Source organism: Micromonospora sp. CPCC 205554, assembly GCF_036902745.1.
Taxonomy (GTDB): Bacteria; Actinomycetota; Actinomycetes; order Mycobacteriales; family Micromonosporaceae; genus Micromonospora; species Micromonospora tulbaghiae.
The window spans coordinates 47115-65648 of the sequence record NZ_JBAKHP010000007.1 but is presented as its reverse complement, the minus strand read 5'-3'; the positions used below and the strand labels follow the sequence as shown (position 1 = coordinate 65648).

The window sequence follows — 18534 nt, the reverse complement described above, 5'->3', positions numbered from 1 at the left end:
GGTGCGCAGGATCGGTCAGGACTGGGCGGCCGGGTCCGCCCCGGCCCGGTTGCGGCCACGGCGCAGGGCGCGCAGCGCGTCGAGGTGCAGGGTGCGCCGCCAGCGCCAGACACCCGCCGCGTACGCGGCCAGGCCGGCGACCGTGACCAGCGCGAGCACCAGCGGACCGGCGCCGAGCAGGGTCGCCACACCGAGCGGCAGGCCCAGCGCGACCACCGCCAGCGCCATCGCCGCCCGGGTACCGGCGCCGAACGGGTGCAGCCGCATCGACCACCAGAGCTGGGTCAGCGGCACCAGGTTGGTGACCAGGATGGAGACGGTCCAGGCCAGGGCCGCGCCGAGGATGCCGTAACGCGGGATGAGCACCAGGTTGCCGACCACGTTGAGCACGGTGCCCGTCATCGCGTTGTAGAACGTCCACGCGGTGCGCCCGGCCATGTTGAGCACCATGTCGACCATGCCGCAGCCGGTGGCCAGCAGCATGGTCAGCGCCAGCAGCACCACGACCCGGCGGCCGTCGCCGTACCCGGATCCGAACAGCGCCAGCATCGGCGTGGCGAACGCCGCGAAGATCAGGTACGCGGGCCAGGAGAGCAGGACCAGCCAGCCGGTGGCGGCCTGGTAGAGCTGGCTCGCCTCGGCCCGGTCGTCGCGGGCGAACGCGGCGGCCAGCCGGTGCTGCACCGAGCTGGACAGCGCGACGCTGGAGAGCTGACCCAGCGCCAGGAACCGGGTCGCGGCCGTGTAGATCGCCGCGTCCGCCGGCCCGCGCAACGCGCTGAGCAGCACGATGTCCAGCCGCTGCACCACGATCGCGGCGAGGCTGCTGACCGCGCGGGGCCCGGTGAAGCGCCAGAACGGCCCGGCCAGCTCGCGCGCCGGCACCGGCCGGGTCACCTGCCGCCCGGCCCGGCCGACCAGCCGGCTCAGCCAGAACAGCGCGACCACCGCGGCGATCAGGTACGGCACCACCCAGGCCAGCGGCAGCGCGACGGTGGCGGACAGGCCGAGCCACGCGGCCACCGCCACACCCAGGAACTGCACGAGCGTGCGGCCGAGCCGCTCCACCGTCAGCAGCGGGCGCATCTGCCCGAAGCCGCGGCAGGCGGCGAGCGCGTAGTCGTTGAGCGCGGCCAGCGGCACGAACGCGAGCAGGATGCGCAGCGCGGTGACCGCCTCCGGCCCGGCCTCCGGCATGGTGGCCCGGGCCAGCGCCGGTGCGGCCAGCCAGCCGGCCAGCCCGAGCAGCGTGCCGACCACCAGCACCGGCAGCAACCCGACCAGGATGGTGCCCCGGATCTGGTCCCGGCGGTCGAGCGTGCGCTGGCGGCTGACGAAGTAGACGGTGCCGACGTCGGTGCCGAGCCGAGCCGCCGACGCGGCGATCATGAACGCGCTGGTGGCCGCGAAGAACATGCCGGCCTCGCGGACCGACCAGCCCCGGGCGATGACGATGTTCAGGCCGAAGCCGGCCACCGCGGCCAGCCCGACCCCGACCAGGTTGGCGAAGCCCTGCCGGGCCGCGCCGCCCAGCCCCGCGCCCGGCCCGGGGGGCGGTGCGGTGAGCGTCGGGGTGCCGCCGGCGTCCGCCCGGGTCACCGCCGCCACGACGGCACGCGTCCCCACCACGCCGCCAGCCGCTCGTCGTACGGGGCGAAGTGGTCCTCCAGCCGGGTGCGCAGCTCCGCCGACATGGGCGAACGGGAGCGCGAGTTGTGCTTGCCGAACGCGATGTCCGCCCAGCGGGGCAGCCCGAGGAAGTCGCAGACCGCGTCGAAGGAGGGACGCGGGTCGGCGAAGAAGTCGTCGCTGTCGATGACGTGCATGCGGTCCCGGCCGACGAGCGCCTCCAGGCGCTCCAGCTGCTCGATGTAGCGGCCCCGAGCCAGGTACGCGTTGTGCTGGAGGTGCTCGCTCGCGTACGACGCGGAGCTGATCATCCGCTCCCGCTCGCCCGCCGTACGGGACTCCTCCAGAGCGAGCGCGCGCTCGAAGTCCGTCTCGGTCTCGTAGCCGCGGGCCAACTCGTGCGAGTGCGCCGAGTAGGCCCGCTCCACCGGGTCACGCAGCAGCACCAGCAGCTTCACCGAGGGCAGGTCCCGGGCGATGCGCTGCCCGGCCAGCGGGTGGAACATGTAGTACGGGCTGGACTCGCCGGTGATGCCGCGTACCCCGATCTGGGCCTTCACCGCCTCGGCCTTGCCGGTGGTGGGGAAGTGCCCGAGGTACCAGCTCATCCCCCGGTGGTAGTCCATGTCGAAGTAGTGCACGCCCTTGTGGTACGCGGGCGGCAGCACACCGGGATGCTGCGACAGCGTCTTGAACAGCGAGGTGGTGCCGCAGCGCTGCGCCCCCACGATCAGGAATCCCGGCACCATCCGCGAACCGGCGGTCAGCCGGCCGACCGTCCGGCTCACCGACTTCACCGCGCGGAGCGCCTGCTCCTTGGCCAGCGTCACGTCCCCACTCCTCACTCTCACCCGGCCCGGCGGGCCAGGTGTTCCTCGACGGCGGGCAGCAGCCAGGTGTCGACGTGCCCCAGTCGCGCACCCGCCTCCGCCTGCCGGTCCCGCAGGTAGCGCGCCGCCAGCTCCACGAGGTAGAGCACGGCGACCAGATCGGCGCCCCCACCGGTCTGGTCGAACGGCGCCAGGGTGGCCCCGGCGCCGGCGATCAGCGCCCGGGCCGCCTCGACCGGTTCCACCCCGTCGTGGCTCATCGCGCCCTGCACCGCCAGGTGCAGCGCGTCGTACCCGGCCGGCACGTCCGCCTCGAACCGCTCCCAGTCCCAGACCAGCACCCGGCCGTCGGCCAGCACCGCGCTGTTGCCGCCGTTCCAGTCCCCGTGCCAGGCGCCGAACGCGACCACCGGGTCGGCGTCCGCGACGGACTTCAGCGCCGCGCGCAGCCGCCCGGCCTCCGGCCGGGGCCCGAGCGCGTCCACCGCGGCGGTGAGCCGGGCCGCGTGCCCGCTGCCCGCCCACGACTGCCGGCGTACGCCGAGACAGCCGGCGACCGCCACCATCGCCGCGCGTTCGGCCGCCTCCGCGGCGGCCGGGGCGGCCCGGGGCAGCCGCACCGGCAGCGCCTCCTGCACGAGCAGCGCGTGGCCGTGCCAGTCGCCGTGGTGGCGTACCCCGGCCAGGACCACCGGGCCGAGCGGCACCTCGGCGAGGCGGCGCAGCGCGTCCGCCTCCGCGTGCACCAGCGCGCGGGTCAGCGGGTCGACGCCGAGCTTGGCATACCCGAGGGCCCGGCCGTCCGGGGCGAGCAGTTGCAGCACCGGCTTGCGGTTCGCCCGGGCCGGCCCGATGTGCAGGCTCACCAGCGCCGGCTCACCGAGAACCTCGGTCAGGTACGCGTCCAGCCCGCCGCCGTCGACCACCAGCCGGTCGCGGAACACCAGCGGACCCAGCCCGAGCCGGAACGCGGTGGACAGACCCTGCCGGACCAGCTTGGCCTTGCGGCCGACCGCCTCGGTGGAGTGCCGGACCGCGCTCGCCGCCGCCCGGCCCGAGCCGGTCGGCACGAGCAGCCGGGGGCGGGCCGCCGAGGGCACCACCACCCAGCCGGCGCCGCCGCGGCGCAGGCTGGGCTCGGCCGGCGCGGGCCAGATCAGCCCGGCCAGTTCACCGAGGTACGCGGCACGGCCGTCGCCGTCCGGGGGTACGCGGAACACCATCAGTGGTCACCGGTCTTTTCCAGTCGGGCCCGTAGCCCGGCGATCGTGCCCTCGGGTGGCGCCGGCGCGAGCGACCGGCGGATCCGGTCGTTGCGTGCCAGCAGGGCGACCGTGATCAGGGCGTAGGCGAGTGTCGCTTCCATCGCACCGTAGGTGAACTGGAAGAACAGCATGAGGATGAGCACGAGCGTGCCGGCGATGCCGATCGCGCTGTGGTCGCGCCGGTAGCGCCAGATGGAGTAGACGAAGAAGGCGTTGTAGCAGATGGCGCCGACCCAGCCCTGCCCGACGAGCAGCGCCCAGACCTGGCCGTTGCTGCCCAGCTCCCGGTTGCCGCACTGCTTGCAGTCCTCGGACTTGCCGATGGCGATGGACCGGTTGCTGCCGATCAGCGCCCGGTTGCCGCCGTACCCGAGGATCGGCGAGTGGTTGGCCGCGCTGACCGCGCCCTGGGACAGCGTGGTGCGGATGTCGTCGCTGTGGCCGTTCTGGAGGCGTTCGTCGAAGGTGCGGCCGAGCGGTGTGGCGACGATCAGCACCCCGATCAGCCCGACCGCCAGGGCGAGCCCACCGAGCACCACCATCCGGCCGCGCAGCGCGAGCCGCAGCGCCACGTACGCGGCGGCGATGCCGAGACCGATCCAGAGGCCGCGGTTCAGCGAGTAGACGATCGGGAAGATCGCCGCCAGGGCGATGGCCACGCCGGCGGTACGGCGCAGCGGCTTGCCCAGCACGACCCAGCCGACGATCAGCCAGACCAGCAGGATCGCGGTGTTCTGGCCCCACGAGTTCGTGTAGGTGAACGGCGCGGACGGGCGGGGCGAGCTGGCCTCCCCCTCGATCACCTGCTGCACCTGGGCGAACTTGATCTCCATGAGGGAGATGACGTACGGGTGACCGGCGATCGACTGGGGCAGGACGAAGCGCAGCGGCGCCACGAACTTGAGGTCCGGGAAGAGCGAGCCGATCCAGCCGCCGAGGACCACGACCACGCCCATGAACCCGAACAGCCGGACCATCCGGCGCTGGGACAGCTCCCGGTCGCGCAGGTTGTAGACGTAGAGCATCGTCACGGTCATCGCGAGGTAGTTGGCGAGCCGGATGCCCCAGCCGATGTACTTCCCGCTGCCGCCGGGCGGCAGCGTGTTCGGCGCGGTGAGGTCGAGGGTGAGCACGGACAGGAACACCCAGAGCAGCAGGACCATCCAGATCCCGAAGCCGGGCGGCACCCGCACCGGGCCGCGCTTGCGCATCTGCCAGACCATCGGCACCGCGAAGATGACGAAGACGAAGCTCGACACCCCGAGCACCCACCACAGCGGGTACAGCAGGAAGACCGCGATCAGCGGCCACGCCGTCGGCAGCCGCCATGACCAGCCTTCCGGCCGCACCGTCACCGGCCGGAGACGGTTCCCGTCCGGAGGCGACACCGCCCCGACCGGGACCGTCCCGCGCGCGGTGCGGGGCGGGGTGGCGGTGCTCATTTCACGGAGACCTTGGCGGTGGTCGGTGCGTAGATCACCCAGGCGTTGCCGGGCTGGGGATGCAGGAGGTCGCCGCCGGTGTCGACGAGCGTGCAGACCATGCCCAGGCCGGGCTTGCGCCACCGGCCCTTCGCGCTGTTCGGCCCGGACACCGCGACGACCGCGCCCTCGCCGAAGACGTTCGCCGACGGCAGTGAGCGCGGGGACGGCTTGCGCACGTCCAGCGTGCGGTATTCCATCGTCAGCACGATGACGGCGGCGGCGGTCACGGTGACCTTGCCGACCTTGCCGGCCCAGAGGGACTTCGCCTGGTCGTACCGCCAGACCATCGGCGGCCCGCCGGCCACGGTGACGGAGAGTTCGGTGGCGGGGGCGAGGTCGCGGGCGGCGAGCGCGTCGCCGTCGGCGGCGTGGTCGATCGGCGGGGAGGGCGGCTGCCCGCCCTTCGGGGCGGCCTTGAGCAGCGCGGCGGTGGAGGTGTAGTCGCCGGAGAAGACCTTGCCGCCGTCGTCCGGCGTGACGCCGTCGAGGTCGGAGTTCTCGAACTGGGAGAGGAAGCCGGTGGGGCCGCCGGCGTAGCCGACGAACGGGCGCAGCACCGCGAGCGACCGGATGTCGACCGGCCGGATCTCGGCGACCGGGCCGATCTTCGCGGCGTCCTTGGAGTGGAACACGGCGGTCAGGTGCAGGGTGTCGGACTCGGCGAACTCGGCGTAGACCAGGTCGGCGGCGTCCAGGCCGGCCGGGGTGGTGGCGGGGCTGACCCGCAGCGGCACCGCGACCGCCTGGCGGGTGGCCGCGGCCGGGGTGCCGACCGGCGCGCCGGTCAGCGGGCCGGTCGGCAGGGTCGGTGAGGCGCTGGCCGCCGACGGCGAGGCGGTGACGTCGCCCGGGTCCGCCACCTGGACCTTGCCGGGCTTGGGCTCGGGTTCGCTGCATCCCGTCCCGACGCCGAGGACGACGGCGGGAGCGAGCGCGGCACGGAGCATCTGCCGGCGGTTCACCCCAGGTCCTCGCCGGAGTCGAGGGCGTAGCTGCGGCCGTCGCCGTCACCGCGGGAGCGGTACGTGCCGCCGGTGCCGTTGAGCGGTGCCGGCTTGCCCGGAATGCTCTGGTTGCCCGGGTTCGGCGGTGGGGTGGCCTTGCCCGGTGCCGGCTTCGCCGGGGCGGGGCGGGACGACTGCATACGCGGCAGCACCATCGTGGACTCGGCGGACGGGCCGGGGCTCGGCCGGGGCTTGGGCCGGTTGGCCGGGGCCACGGGAGCACTCGATCCGCCCGAGCCGCCCGACGCCGCCGGGCGGCTGGCGCCACCGGCCGGGACGGGCAGGCGCGGGGCCAGCACCGCACCGATCACCGGGGCGTTCACCTGCTCGAACTGCTGCAGGGCGGCGGTGATCTCGCCGCTGCGGGTCTTGCCCGCCTCGGCCACCATAATCACCGCGTCGACGTACCGGCCCAGGGCCTGTGCCTCCACGGCGAACGTCGGCTGCGCGGTCTCGATGATCACGTGGTCGAAGCGCGCGGACAGCTCGTGCATGATCTCCAGCAGCCCGGCGACCGGCAGCTCGACCTCGGCGTCCAGGTCACCCGGCACCAGCACGCGGAGCTGGCCCAGCCCCGGCACCGGCGCCAGCGCCTTGAGCGGGGGAACGTCGCGGCGCAGCACCGAGGCGAGGCTGTGCCGCCCTTCGGCCACGCCGGTGATCGCGCCCACCGTCGAGTCGGGCTTGGTGGTGATCAGCGCGACCTGCTGGCCGGTGCGCGCGTACGCGGCGGCGAGGTTGGCGGCGACGAATCCGGCGGCGGTGCCGGCCGAGGCGTCGCAGATCAGCAACTGGCGACCGCGCCCGCCCTGCGCCGGTTCGGGCACGGCGGACAGCAGCACGTTGCGCAGCCGGCCCAGCTCGCGGGAGACCCGGTGGGTGGCCGGCAGGACGGCCAGCGACGGCGCGCGCACCGGCAGTTCCAGCAGCAGCGGCAGGCCGACCCGGTCGGAGATGTCGCGACCGCGCCGGATCCGGGTGTCGAGCCGGTCCAGCACCAGCGCCAGCACGATGCCGAGCAGCAGGCCCGCGCCCACGCCGCTGGCGAGGTTGAGCGTGCGGTTCGGTGAGCTGGGCGAGTCGGGGAGACGAGCGTCGGAGATGATCTCGCCGGGGTCGGAGCCGGCCGAGACCAGCGGGCTGAGCCGGTTGTTCAGGCCGGTGATCTGGCTGGTGAGCAGGCTCCGTTCGGCCTCGGCCCGCTCTCGCTCGGGCGAGTTCGACGGCGACGCCGCAATCCGCCCGGCGACGGCACTGAGCTGCTTCTGCAGCTCGGCGATCTGCTGCTTGAGCGCGGTCGTCTCGTTCTCCAGCGCCTTCTGCGCGGTGGCCTTGCGCAGGTCCAGATACGCCTGGGCGAACGCGTGCGAGCCCGACTGGGCGCCCTCGGGGCTGTTCGCCTCGTACGCCACCTGGAGGATCTGGCTGTTCGGCGGCACCTTGACGGTCACCGACTTGACCAGCTGGTCGGCACCGGTGTCGACCTTCATCAGCGCCTTGGCCCGCTCGGCCACCACCAGCGAGCGGACCACCTGGGCCTCGGTGTCGAGGTTGACCTTGGCGTTGGGGTTGCTCTCCGCGCCCGAGCCGAGCGGGCGCACCAGCAGCGAGGTGGTCGAGGTGTAGCGCGCCTCCTGGATCTGGTTCAGCGCGAGCCCACCGCCCAGCCCGAGGGCCGCGGCGAGCAGCAGGATCCACCAGCGGCGGCGCAGCCAGCCCAGGTATGCCATCAGGGCAAGACCGTCGGCGTCGCTCTCGGCCAAATGGGGTGAGGGCATCAGAGTCTGTCGCTCCCTTTCGACCGAGCCGGGCAGTCCACGGCACAGCTGGACCTGACCGTGGCCTTGAGTGTCCCCGATCCGAACGACGAGGGAAAGTCTGCTCACGTTCCGGTAAGCCTGCCCGGGTGTGGGCAGCCCGCGTAGAAATGGCCGATCGGCGCTGACCATTCGGCGGGTTTCCCGGTGTTGGGCCTGACCTGCCCCCGGATAAGCCGACGTCGCCGGCGGCTCTCGTGCGGAGCGGTGACGGAATCCTGACACATCTCACTTTCTCCCGGTGGCCCGGCCCGGTAGCCGGGGCGCACCGGGCTGACCTGGACGGTGACCGGCCGGTGCACATCCCAGTGGCGGGAATCGAGAGGTGAGCCGACCGGCGAGTCAGGATCCGTCCAATGGCCCCTTCAGTTGCCCATGGGCGCGCCAGTAGGTTGTCAGGACGCGTCCGAGGGGCATTCACAAAAATCCGGACGCGTCATCCGCGTACGGGAGGACTTTTGTGGTGAGCGGGTCAACCGAGGACTCGGGGCAGGTCCTGCTGGTGGGTTCCAGTGGCGGGCACCTGGCCCAGCTCCTGGCCCTGGAACCGTGGTACCGGGATCGGCGCCGCGCATGGGTAACGTTCGACACCCCGGACGCGCGCTCGCTGCTCGCCGGTGAGGACGTGGTCTGGGCGCACCACCCCACCACACGCAACGTCAAGAACCTGGTACGCAACGCGTTCCTCGCGCTGAAGGTGATCCGCCGGCGCCAGGTCGACGCCGTGGTCACCACCGGCGCCGGGGTCGCCCTGCCGTTCGTGGTGGCGGCCCGGATGCGCAAGATCCCGACCGTCTACATCGAGGTGTACGACCGGATCGACAGCGCGACGCTCACCGCCCGGCTCTGCCGTCCCTTCCTCTCCGCGATGCTCGTGCAGTGGGACGAGCAGCGCCGGATGTACCCGGAGGCCACCGTCGTGGGGAATCTCCTCTGATGGCGCACATTCCGCAGCAGCGCGACCGGCGATCCGCCGCGCCGTACGTGCTGGTCGTGGTCGGCACGGACGTGCACCGCTTCGACCGGCTGGTCGGCTGGCTGGAGCGCTGGCACGCGGCCCGGCCCGAGGTCCGGCTGGTCCTCCAGTACGGCCACAGCCGCACCCCGGCCCTGCCCGGGGCCACCCCGTTCCTCGGCCACGAGGAACTCCAGCGGGCGATGGCGGAGTCGACGCTCGTGGTCAGCCACGGCGGCCCGGCCACCATCACCGAGGCCCGGCGCAACGGCCACCTGCCGATCGTGGTGCCCCGCGACCCGTCGCACGACGAGCACGTCGACAACCACCAGCAGCTGTTCTCCCGCCGCCTGGGCGCGGCCGGCATGGTGCGGCTGTGCGAGTCCGAGGCCGAGCTGCTCGCCGCGCTGGACGAAGGGCTGGCCGACCCGAGCCGGTTCGTCCTGGCCGCCGACCCGAACCGCCCGGACCCTCGCGCCGAGGCGGTCGCCCGCGTCGGCGCGGTGATCGACGAGCTGGTGGCCCGCCGGGTACGACAACGAGCCGTCGGGCGGCGCGGATGAGCGCCCCCGATCCGGCGCCGCCGCGGGTCCTCTTCGTCGGCGGCCTCGGCCGCAGCGGTTCCACGCTGCTGGAACTGCTGCTGGCGCAGAGCGCCGACGTGTGTGCCGTCGGTGAGGTGGTGCACCTGTGGGAGCGGGCGCTCGGCGCCGACGAGCGGTGCGGCTGCGGTGAGCGGTTCACCGCCTGCCCGTTCTGGCGGCAGGTCGGCGACCAGGCGTTCGGCGGCTGGGCCGCTGTCGACCGGGACGACGTGCTGGCGCTCAAGGACCGGGTCGACCGGACCCGGCACATCCCCCGGCTCGCGAAGGACACGCTCCCGCCGGAGCAGCTGGCCGACGTACGCCGCTACGCCGACCTGTACACCCGGATCTACCGGGCCGCGCTGTCGGTGACCGGCGCCCAGGTGGTGGTGGACTCCAGCAAGCACGCCTCGCTCGCCTTCGCGTTGCGCTGGGCCGAAGGGCTGGACCTGCGGGTGCTGCACCTGGTCCGGGACAGCCGGGCGGTGGCGTACTCGTGGGGCAAGCAGGTGCGCCGCCCCGAGGTGGTCGACGGCGAGGACTTCATGCCGACCTTCTCGCCGTTCGAGGTGAGCAAGCTGTGGACCGCGCAGAACGCCGCGTTCCACCTGCTCGCCTCCCGGGCGAAGGTGCTGCGGCTGCGGTACGAGGACTTCACCGCCGACCCGGCCGGCACCGTCAGCCGGGTACGGGACTTCGCCGGCCTGCCGGACGACCCGGCCGCGCTGCGCATCCTGTCCGGGGCCGACGAGGCCGGCGCGGCGCCCGAGCCGGCCGCGCCGTTCCGGGCGCACAGCGTCGCCGGCAACCCGCTGCGGTTCAGCGGCGGGCCGCTGACGGTGCGCCGGGACGAGGCGTGGCGGGACCGCCTGCCGCGCCGCAGCCGTGCCGTGGTCAGCCTGGCCACGCTTCCCCTGCGGGTCCGCTACGGCTATCTGGGCCAGCGGGGATCCGACGAGTCCGTGGAGAGAGCATGAGTGGGCCGAGCATCTCGGTCGTCGTACCGACGCGGGACCGTCCGGAGCTGCTGCGTGCGGCGCTCGACGCGATCCTCAGCCAGGCGCATCCGGGCCTGATCGAGGCGATCGTCGTCTACGACCAGTCCGAGCCGGACCGGACGCTGGAGACCGACCGGGGTGACCGCCGGATCCGGGTGATCACGAATACCCGTACCGCAGGGCTGGCCGGCGCGCGCAACACCGGCATCGAGGCGGCCGTCGGCGACTGGGTGGCGTTCTGCGACGACGACGACGAGTGGCTGCCCGGCAAGCTGGCCGCCCAGTTCGGGGCGCTCGACGCGCATCCGGACGGCGCGCTGGTGAGCTGCGGCATCCGGGTCAGCTACGACGACCGTACGGTGGACCGTTCGCTGGACCGCGCCCGGATCTCGCTGGAGGCGCTGCTGCGTGACCGGCTCACCGAGCTGCACCCGTCCACGTTCCTGATCCGGCGGGCCGCGCTGCTCGATGCGATCGGCCTGGTGGACGAGCAGATCCCGGGCAGCTACGCGGAGGACTACGAGTTCCTGCTCCGCGCCGCCCGCTACGCCCCGCTGGTGAACGTGGAGAGCCCGTACGTGCTGGTCCGCTGGCACAAGCGGTCCTACTTCGCGCAGCGGTGGGAGACCATCTCGACCGCGTTGCAGTGGCTGCTGCGCCGCTACCCGGAGTTCGCCACCGTGCCGCACGGCGAGGCGCGGGTGGCCGGGCAGATCGCCTTCGCGCAGGCGGCCATGGGCAACCGGCGGGACGCGGTCCGCTGGGCCCGGCGCACGCTGGCCCGCAACCCGAAGGAGCCGCGCGCCTACCTGGCGCTGGCGGTGGCGAGCCGGGCGGTGCAGGCCGACCGGGTGCTGCGCACGCTGCACAAGCGCGGCCGGGGCATCTGAGCCGTACGCGAAACGGGCGGGCGACCGAGGTCGCCCGCCCGTTGCCGTCCGCTCGCCGGGGTCACGCCGTGCAGAAGGACTTCCACGCCTGGATGCTCGGCTGGTCGAGCAGCCGGAAGTCGCCCTGGCTGACCGTCTGGTTGTAGTACGCCACGAACTCCGGCCGCTGGCCGTTGAGGAAGCCGGTCATCGACCGGATCCAGTTCGCCCGGCCGGTGCCCGGGTCACCCGGGACCAGGTCACTGCCGGTCTCCGCGACGCCCCACGGCTTGCCGAGCGCCTTGGACTTGCTGATCTACGCGCCGTAGATCTCCTGCGGCGGGGCGTACCGCTTCCACTTGGCACCCCAGTTGTAGCAGTCCCAGCCGAGCGCCTCGATCACGTCGCCGCCCGGGTAGAAGGCGTCGAAGCTGCGCCCGGACTTCGGGTCGAGCGTCCAGCACATCAGGATCAGCGTGTTGATCAGCTTGGGGTTGCCGGTCCGGTCGGCCAGGCCGGCGATCCGCTTCCACGCCGTCCGGTACGCCGTCGTGCTGAACGCGCCGCGCTCGACGTCGTCCTCCGGCTCGTGGAAGTACGACCAGTAGACGTTGTGCTCGCGCGGGATCGAGGCGAACCAGGAGGTCAGGCGGGAGTCGAACTTGCCGGTGTTGACCTCCTGCGGCGACGCCTTGAACGACACCACCACTGTCCGGTCCACCACGTCGGCCCGGCTGCCGGACCAGGCCGGCGGCAGGCCGGGGAAGAAGATCCGGGCCATCCGCAGCTTGCCGAAGGTGCGGTCGGACCGGGCCAGCGCCTGGCCGAACGTCTCCCCGTTCTGCACACCGATCGAGGCGCCTGGCAGCGTCAGTCGCGTACCGGTGAAGCCCGGCACGGCCTCCGCGGAGGCCGACGGACGCGCCGAGGGTTTGCTGCCGAGGCCCTGGTCTGCGCCCGGGGACGCGCCGGGGGTGGCCGGCGTGCCCGGGCCCATCGAGGTCGCCGGCCCGACCGAGCCCGGCGTTCCGCCCGCCTGCCGGTCGGTCGAGTCGGGCCGCAGCGTGGCCACCGCGACCCCGCTGCCGGCCACGGCCAGGACCACGGCCGCGGCGATGGCGACGCGCCAGCGCCGCCGGGAGCCGCCGGGTGGCGGCGCGGGCTCCGGGGCGAGCGGCGGCGCTGGTGGCCGGCCGGGCCCACCGGTGGCCGGTCCGTGGGGAACGTCCACCGGGGGCGGTCCGGTCAGGGTGGCGGTCGCCGTGGTGCCCGCACCCCAGCCCGCCTCGCCGCCCGGCCCGGCCGCGCCGGGCTCGTCGTGCGTCGTCCAGCCGGTGTGGCCGTCCGCCGCCGGGCCGGCCTGCGTCGTCCAGCTGGTGTGGCCGTCCGCCGCCGGGCCGGCCTGCGTGGCCCAGGCGTCGTCGTGCGGCTCGGCCTGCGGCCGGGCGGCGTCGCCGTGGCCCGCCGGCCCGTGCGGCGGCCAGGCGCCGTCCTGCTGCGGCGCCCAGCCGTTCGTCGTGCCGGTCGCGGCGTCCCAGCCGGCCGGGTCGTGCCCGTCGTGGTGACCGGCGTCGTGCCGGTCGTGCTCGGGCCAGGGCAGGTCACCGCCCGGCCGGGCCGGTGGTGGCGGTGGCGCGCTCTCGGCCTCCGGCCAGGGCAGCGAAGGGCTGCCCACCTGGCGCGGAATGTCCTGACCCGGCCACAGGCCGGTCGGCTGCCCGAAGGCATTGTGCGGCTCTCGGTCGGCCGGCATGACCCTCCCTGGCTGTCGGCGGCCCGTGGTCGGGGCTCAGATCGCCACGCATACCTGCCCGACGATAACCCTCATCCACCTGGCCGTACGTACCGTGACACTCAGCCGAACGCCTCACCCTGGTCACCGGTGACGGTCGAAGCGGGCATCTCGACCCCGGTCCGGGCGATCGCGTCGAGCAACTGGTCGGCCAGTTCGGGCCGGCAGACCAGCAGATCGGGCAGTCGCGGGTCGGCCCGGTTGTAGCGCAGCGGCGAACCGTCGATCCGGGACGCGTGCATGCCCGCGCCCAGCGCCACGGCGACCGGGGCGGCACTGTCCCACTCGTACTGACCGCCCGCGTGGACGTACGCGTCGACCTCGCCGGTCACCACCGCACAGACCTTCACACCGGCCGAGCCCATCGGCACCGCCTTGGCGCCGAGCATCTCGACCAGCTCGCCCACGAACGCGGGCGGGCGGCTGCGGCTCACCGCGATCCGGATCGGGCCGTCGGACGCCTTCGGCTGCGGGCAGGTGGTGCCGAGCACGAGCGGCGTACCGTCCACCGTGGTCCGGGCCGGCATGCCGACCGCGCCGGCGACCAGGGCACCGTCGGGGGCGGCGGATCGCTGCCAGAGCGCCACGTGCACCGCCCAGTCGTCCCGCCCCTCCTCGGAGAACTCGCGCGTGCCGTCCAGTGGGTCGATGATCCAGACCCGGTCGGCCTCGTGCCGGGGCGCGCGCTCGCCGTCCGCCCACGCGCGGCGCGCGTCGGCCTCCTCCTCGGAGAGCACCACGTCGGCCGGCCGCAGCCGGGCCAGCGCCGCCGTCATCAGCTCGTGCGACGCGCGGTCGCCGGCGTCCTTGAGCGCCTTCGGGTCGGCGAAGCCCTGCCGGTCCCGCAGCGCGGTGAGCGCCCTGCCGGCCTCGGTCGCCAGCCACTGCGCGAACCGCTGGTCGTCGAGCCGTCCCGCCTCGTCCTCGGTCACGAGCCCCATCCCTTGTTCTCCCGGGTCTGCCGCGACCCGTCATCCTTCGGCGTCCGGTCGGACCGGCGCCAGCGTCCGTCGGATCGTAGACAGTCGCGACGCGGTCTCGGATCCCCCGGACGCACCGGTGACCCGGCCGCCCGCCCGCATGTTGAACTTCGCGTGTATCGCGGTCGGACCCGCGGGGCCAGGCCCTAGGCTCTGCGCATGACCGCCGAGCAGCTGATCTCGTTTGCCCGTGGCGCGCCCTCGCTGGACATCGTCGATGTCGAGGGGCTCAAGGCCGCCGCCGTCCGCGCCTTCGACGCCGACCCCGCCGGGGTCACCGCGTACGGCACCTCCGTCGGCTACCCGCCCCTGCGGAAGTGGATCGCCGAGAAGCACGGTGTCGAGGCCGACCAGGTGCTGATCACCAACGGCTCGTTGCAGGCCGACGCGTTCCTCTTCGACCACCTGGTCCGCCGGGGCGACGCGGTGGTGGTCGAGCGCCCGACGTACGACCGCACGCTGCTCAACCTGAAGCAGATGGGCGGCGAGGTGCACGGCGTGACGATCCAGCCGGACGGCCTGGACACCGCCGAGCTGCGCAAGCTGCTGGAGTCCGGGGTGCGGCCGCGGCTGGCGCACGTGATCCCGAACTACCAGAACCCGGCCGGGGTGACCCTCTCCCTGGAGAAGCGCCGTGAGCTGCTGGACCTGGCCGCCGAGTACGAGTTCACGATCTTCGAGGACGACCCGTACGCGGACATCCGGTTCCGGGGCGAGCCGTTGCCCTCGATGCTGTCGATGGACACCCGGGGCGTGGTCGTGCACGCCTCCAGCTTCACCAAGACGGTCTGCCCGGGCGTACGGGTCGGCTATCTGGTCGGGCCGGCCGAGCTGATCGCGGCGATCGCGAAGCGGGCCACCAACCTCTACATCTCGCCCGGCATGGTGGCCCAGGCGATCGTGCACCAGTTCTGCGTCTCCGGCGCGATCGACGAGTCGATCCGGACGGTCCGGTCGGCGCTCGGCGAGCGGTCGGCCGTGCTGGCCGAGTCGCTGCGCCGGCACATTCCGGAGGCCCGGTTCGTGGAGCCGGACGGCGGTTACTTCCTCTGGGTGGAGCTGCCGGAGGACGTCGACGTCGACCGGCTCGCTCCGGCCGCCGCCGAGCGGGGCGTGGCGGTGGTGAAGGGCAGCGACTTCATGGTCGACGGCGGCCGGCACGCGCTGCGCCTGGCGTACTCGGCGGTGACCGCGGACCGGATCGACGAGGGCGTGCGGCGTCTCGCCGAGGCGATGGCCGCCGTACGTGGCTGATTTTCTGTCGGGTTTCTGACAAAAAGGCCCCGCTGGCCGGTTCGGCTCTCCCGCTGGACCGGCCGGCAGCCCACAATGCTGCGAGTGCCGCTCACCTTCTGCCGGTGACCTGCCCGCACGCCGGAAGACCGGCCGGGCCGGCGGCACGCCCAGCATCACTCCCGCCCCCAAGGGGTGCCGGGTGGGCCGTGTCGCCCCTCACCCCCCTGACGCGGCCCGGCCCGCCCGGCGCCGCCGCGTGACGCCCGTCGCAACCGTCCGTCCCCCGCGCCCGCGCCCGCGCTGCGCTTCCCGCCGGTCGGCGTAACCTGCAAGCCGCAGCTCTAGGGGAAGGGGGCGAGAAATGACGGACCGGGTGGCACGCGACCGAACCGCCGGCACCGACGGCAGCCGGGCACTGCGCCCCCGCGCCTGGTCGGCCCCGGTACGCGCGATGTCCCGCATCCTCAACGCCGACGGCTCCCCGCGTACGCCCCAGCCGGCCGGCCCGGAGCGCAGCGGCATCGTCGACTGCGGGCTGTACGTCGACGGCGAGCGCCGCCCCGGCCACCCCCAGTACGCCGAGGCCCTGGCCGCCGCCCGGCAGGAGCAGGACGGCTTCGTCTGGCTCGGCCTGCACGAGCCGGACCTGGGCGAGATGACCGAGATCGCCGCCACGTTCGGCCTGCACGAGCTGGCCGTGGAGGACGCGGTCAAGGCGCAGCAGCGCCCGAAGCTGGAGCATTTCGGCGAGATCGTCTTCCTGGTGCTGCGCACCGCCCGCTACTGCGAGCACGCCGAGCTGACCGAGAACTCCGAGGTGGTGGAGACCGGCCAGGTGATGCTCTTCATCGGGCCGCACTTCGTGATCAGCGTCCGGCACGGTGACGCCTGCCGGCTGGCGCCGGTGCGCGCCGACCTGGAGGCGAAGCGGGACCTGCTCCGGCAGGGCCCCTGGGCGGTCGCGTACGCGATCACCGACCGCGTCGTGGACCTCTACCTGGAGGTGGCCGACCGGCTGGAGGACGACCTCGACGTGCTGGAGGCGGACGTCTTCGACCGGCAGAGCAGCGGCCGGATCCAGCGGATCTACCAGATGAAGCGGGAGCTGGTCGAGTTCAAGCGGGCGGTGGCGCCGTTGCAGCGCCCGCTGATGACGCTCACCTCGCAGGTCAACCGCGCGGTGCCGCAGGAGGTGCGGCGCTACTTCCGCGACGTGCAGGATCACCTGAGCCGCACGGTCGAGCAGGTCAACTCCTACGACGACCTGCTCAACTCGATCCTCCAGGCCCGGCTGGCCCAGGTCACCGTCGACCAGAACAACGACATGCGCAAGATCGCCGCCTGGGCCGCGATCGGTGCCGTGTGGACGGCGATCGCCGGCATCTACGGCATGAACTTCGACAACATGCCCGAGCTGAAGTGGACGTACGGCTATCCGGGCGTCTGGGCGCTGATGCTCGCGGCGTCCTTCACGCTCTACCGCCTGTTCCGCCGCAACGGCTGGCTGTAACCGTCACGGCACGGGGAGTCGCCGCGGACCCGCGCCTCCCCGTACATGCGGAAGCGCCGGCCACGCGGGGTGTCCCGCGTGCCGGCGCTGATCCGACGGTACGAGGTCAGCGGCGACCGCCGGCCTTCGCGGCGTTCTTGCCGGCCTGCACGGCCTTGGTGATGTCGTCGGCCGGGCGGCCGGAGACGTCCCGGGCGCCCTCGGCGACGGAGGGGACCTGGTCGTTCGGGTGGATCACCGGCTGGCTGCCGGAGGTGGCGGTCGACGCGCTGCTGCCCTTGGCCACCGCCGAGGAACCGGCGCCGGTCGGGCCGGCCTGCGTCACCTTCGCGCTCGCGTCCGGGGTCTCCACCACGATCGTGTCCACGTCCTCCCGCATCGGCTCCAGCTTGTCCCGACCCGTCGCGCCGAGCGTGTCCGTCGCGCCGAGCGTGCCGGTCGGGTCGTACTCGGCCCACTCCTGCTGCTCGCGGCGGCGGCGCACGGCCATCGCACCGGCCAGGCCGGCGACGGTGCCGGCCACCAGCAGGCCCGCGGTCATGCCCCGCGACCTGCGCTGCTTCTTCTTTCCGGCCTTCATGTTCTTCGCCTTCTTCGTCATCGCGGACTGCTTCGCGGCCATCACCTTGCGGCCGCTCGACGCCTTGCCGGCGGCCTCGACCCGGGCGTTGCGCACGGCCAGCAGCACCGGCGCGAGCGCCGCGGCGGTCGACGCGAACCCGCTGGAGGCCCGGTCCCGGACCAGGACCGCGGTCGGCGCGACGGCGACCCGGGCTGCCTGGACCCGCGGGCCGACAGTGGCGCCGGCACCCTTCGCCGCGTGCGTCGCGGCCTGCCTCAGGTGACCGATGCCCTGGTTCAGCTCGACCTTGGCGAGCTGGCCCTGGGTCTTTCGCCGCCCGATTCCAAACACGGTCCCACCTCCTGGGAGTTGTTCCTTCGTCATCCTCCACCTTCGAATGCCTCCGCATGGCCAGATCGGGCACATGGGAGGATCCGCAAGGAACTGAACTACGAGTGAGGAGTACCCGTGGCCGAGGCTGTCTACGCCACCTTGCACACCAACGCCGGCCCGATCCGGCTGGAGCTCTTCCCGAACCACGCGCCGAAGACCGTCCGCAACTTCGTGGAGCTGGCCGAGGGCACCCGGGAGTACATCGACCCGCGTACCGGTCAGCCGGGCAGCGGGCCGTACTACGACGGCACCGTCTCGCACCGCGTGATCAGCGGTTTCATGATTCAGATGGGCGACCCGACCGGCACCGGCCGCGGTGGCCCGGGCTACAAGTTCGCCGACGAGTTCCACCCCGAGCTGCGCTTCGACCGGCCGTACCTGCTGGCGATGGCGAACGCCGGGCCGGGCACCAACGGCTCGCAGTTCTTCATCACGGTGTCGCCCACGCCACACCTGAACAACCGGCACACCATCTTCGGTCAGGTGGCCGACGAGCAGTCCGCGAAGGTGGTCGACTCGATCGCCAACACCCCGACCGGCCCGAGCGACCGGCCGATCCAGGACGTGGTGATCGAGCGGGTCGAGATCGAGCACAAGCAGTCCTGAGCGGCACGCGGGTACCTTTG

The 18534-nt window shown here is 73.3% G+C and carries 17 protein-coding genes; 7 read left to right on the top strand and 10 right to left on the bottom strand.

Annotated features, from left to right (window positions below):
- Positions 1 to 15 precede the first annotated feature (15 nt).
- From V6U82_RS12115 to V6U82_RS12090, 6 genes are read right to left on the bottom strand one after another with little or no spacing between them, the layout of a single operon-like run.
- The gene (locus V6U82_RS12115; protein ID WP_334460954.1) at positions 16 to 1629 is read right to left on the bottom strand and encodes an oligosaccharide flippase family protein; all 1614 of its coding nucleotides are present in this window, start codon (positions 1627 to 1629) and stop codon (positions 16 to 18) included.
- Positions 1596 to 2459 (bottom strand): sulfotransferase family protein, encoded by an 864-nt coding sequence (locus V6U82_RS12110; protein WP_121683229.1) that lies wholly within the window; start codon positions 2457 to 2459, stop codon positions 1596 to 1598. The genes V6U82_RS12115 and V6U82_RS12110 overlap by 34 nt, the downstream gene beginning before the upstream one ends.
- A gap of 17 nt (positions 2460 to 2476) precedes the next feature.
- The gene (locus V6U82_RS12105) at positions 2477 to 3682 is read right to left on the bottom strand and encodes a hypothetical protein (RefSeq protein WP_334460953.1); all 1206 of its coding nucleotides are present in this window, start codon (positions 3680 to 3682) and stop codon (positions 2477 to 2479) included.
- Positions 3682 to 5166, bottom strand: coding sequence for an O-antigen ligase family protein (locus V6U82_RS12100; RefSeq protein WP_334460952.1), 1485 nt, complete (start codon positions 5164 to 5166; stop codon positions 3682 to 3684). The genes V6U82_RS12105 and V6U82_RS12100 overlap by 1 nt, the downstream gene beginning before the upstream one ends.
- Positions 5163 to 6170 carry a DUF3048 domain-containing protein gene (locus V6U82_RS12095; protein ID WP_334460951.1) on the bottom strand — a complete coding sequence of 336 codons (1008 nt, stop codon included), beginning with the start codon at positions 6168 to 6170 and terminating at the stop codon, positions 5163 to 5165. Before V6U82_RS12095 ends, V6U82_RS12100 begins: the two co-directional genes overlap by 4 nt.
- Entirely contained in the window at positions 6167 to 7990 is a 1824-nt protein-coding gene (locus V6U82_RS12090) for a Wzz/FepE/Etk N-terminal domain-containing protein (RefSeq protein WP_334460950.1), read from the bottom strand. Before V6U82_RS12090 ends, V6U82_RS12095 begins: the two co-directional genes overlap by 4 nt.
- Positions 7991 to 8489: 499 nt before the next feature.
- Between V6U82_RS12090 and V6U82_RS12085 the strand changes: the two genes are divergently transcribed.
- From V6U82_RS12085 to V6U82_RS12070, 4 genes are read left to right on the top strand one after another with little or no spacing between them, the layout of a single operon-like run.
- Positions 8490 to 8966, top strand: a complete 477-nt coding sequence (locus tag V6U82_RS12085) for a polysaccharide biosynthesis protein (protein WP_013289269.1) — start codon at positions 8490 to 8492, stop codon at positions 8964 to 8966.
- The gene (locus tag V6U82_RS12080) at positions 8966 to 9547 is read left to right on the top strand and encodes a glycosyltransferase (RefSeq protein WP_128138883.1); all 582 of its coding nucleotides are present in this window, start codon (positions 8966 to 8968) and stop codon (positions 9545 to 9547) included. The genes V6U82_RS12085 and V6U82_RS12080 overlap by 1 nt, the downstream gene beginning before the upstream one ends.
- Positions 9544 to 10545, top strand: coding sequence for a sulfotransferase (locus V6U82_RS12075; protein WP_334460949.1), 1002 nt, complete (start codon positions 9544 to 9546; stop codon positions 10543 to 10545). The genes V6U82_RS12080 and V6U82_RS12075 overlap by 4 nt, the downstream gene beginning before the upstream one ends.
- Positions 10542 to 11456, top strand: coding sequence for a glycosyltransferase family 2 protein (locus tag V6U82_RS12070; RefSeq protein WP_334460948.1), 915 nt, complete (start codon positions 10542 to 10544; stop codon positions 11454 to 11456). The genes V6U82_RS12075 and V6U82_RS12070 overlap by 4 nt, the downstream gene beginning before the upstream one ends.
- Positions 11457 to 11517: 61 nt before the next feature.
- On the opposite strand, the gene V6U82_RS12065 is transcribed toward V6U82_RS12070, so the two are convergent.
- From V6U82_RS12065 to V6U82_RS12055, 3 genes are all read right to left on the bottom strand, one after another.
- Positions 11518 to 11646, bottom strand: coding sequence for a hypothetical protein (locus V6U82_RS12065; RefSeq protein WP_334460947.1), 129 nt, complete (start codon positions 11644 to 11646; stop codon positions 11518 to 11520).
- A 105-nt stretch (positions 11647 to 11751) separates the two neighbouring features.
- Positions 11752 to 13188, bottom strand: a complete 1437-nt coding sequence (locus tag V6U82_RS12060) for a hypothetical protein (RefSeq protein WP_334460946.1) — start codon at positions 13186 to 13188, stop codon at positions 11752 to 11754.
- 101 nt (positions 13189 to 13289) lie between these two features.
- A complete protein-coding gene (locus tag V6U82_RS12055; RefSeq protein WP_334460945.1) occupies positions 13290 to 14168 on the bottom strand; it encodes a 3'(2'),5'-bisphosphate nucleotidase CysQ in 879 nt (292 codons plus the stop codon).
- A gap of 198 nt (positions 14169 to 14366) precedes the next feature.
- Here V6U82_RS12055 and V6U82_RS12050 point away from each other — a divergent pair, with 198 nt between their 5' ends.
- Entirely contained in the window at positions 14367 to 15461 is a 1095-nt protein-coding gene (locus V6U82_RS12050) for an aminotransferase-like domain-containing protein (protein WP_194800376.1), read from the top strand.
- 343 nt (positions 15462 to 15804) lie between these two features.
- Positions 15805 to 16953, top strand: a complete 1149-nt coding sequence (corA, locus tag V6U82_RS12045) for a magnesium/cobalt transporter CorA (protein ID WP_334460944.1) — start codon at positions 15805 to 15807, stop codon at positions 16951 to 16953.
- 106 nt (positions 16954 to 17059) lie between these two features.
- Here the strand turns inward: corA and V6U82_RS12040 are convergent, their stop codons facing one another.
- Positions 17060 to 17899, bottom strand: a complete 840-nt coding sequence (locus tag V6U82_RS12040; protein WP_128136436.1) for a hypothetical protein — start codon at positions 17897 to 17899, stop codon at positions 17060 to 17062.
- Positions 17900 to 17983: 84 nt separating this feature from the next.
- On the opposite strand from V6U82_RS12040, the gene V6U82_RS12035 reads away from it, so the two are divergent.
- Positions 17984 to 18514 carry a peptidylprolyl isomerase gene (locus V6U82_RS12035; RefSeq protein ID WP_013289260.1) on the top strand — a complete coding sequence of 177 codons (531 nt, stop codon included), beginning with the start codon at positions 17984 to 17986 and terminating at the stop codon, positions 18512 to 18514.
- Positions 18515 to 18534: the final 20 nt, after the last annotated feature.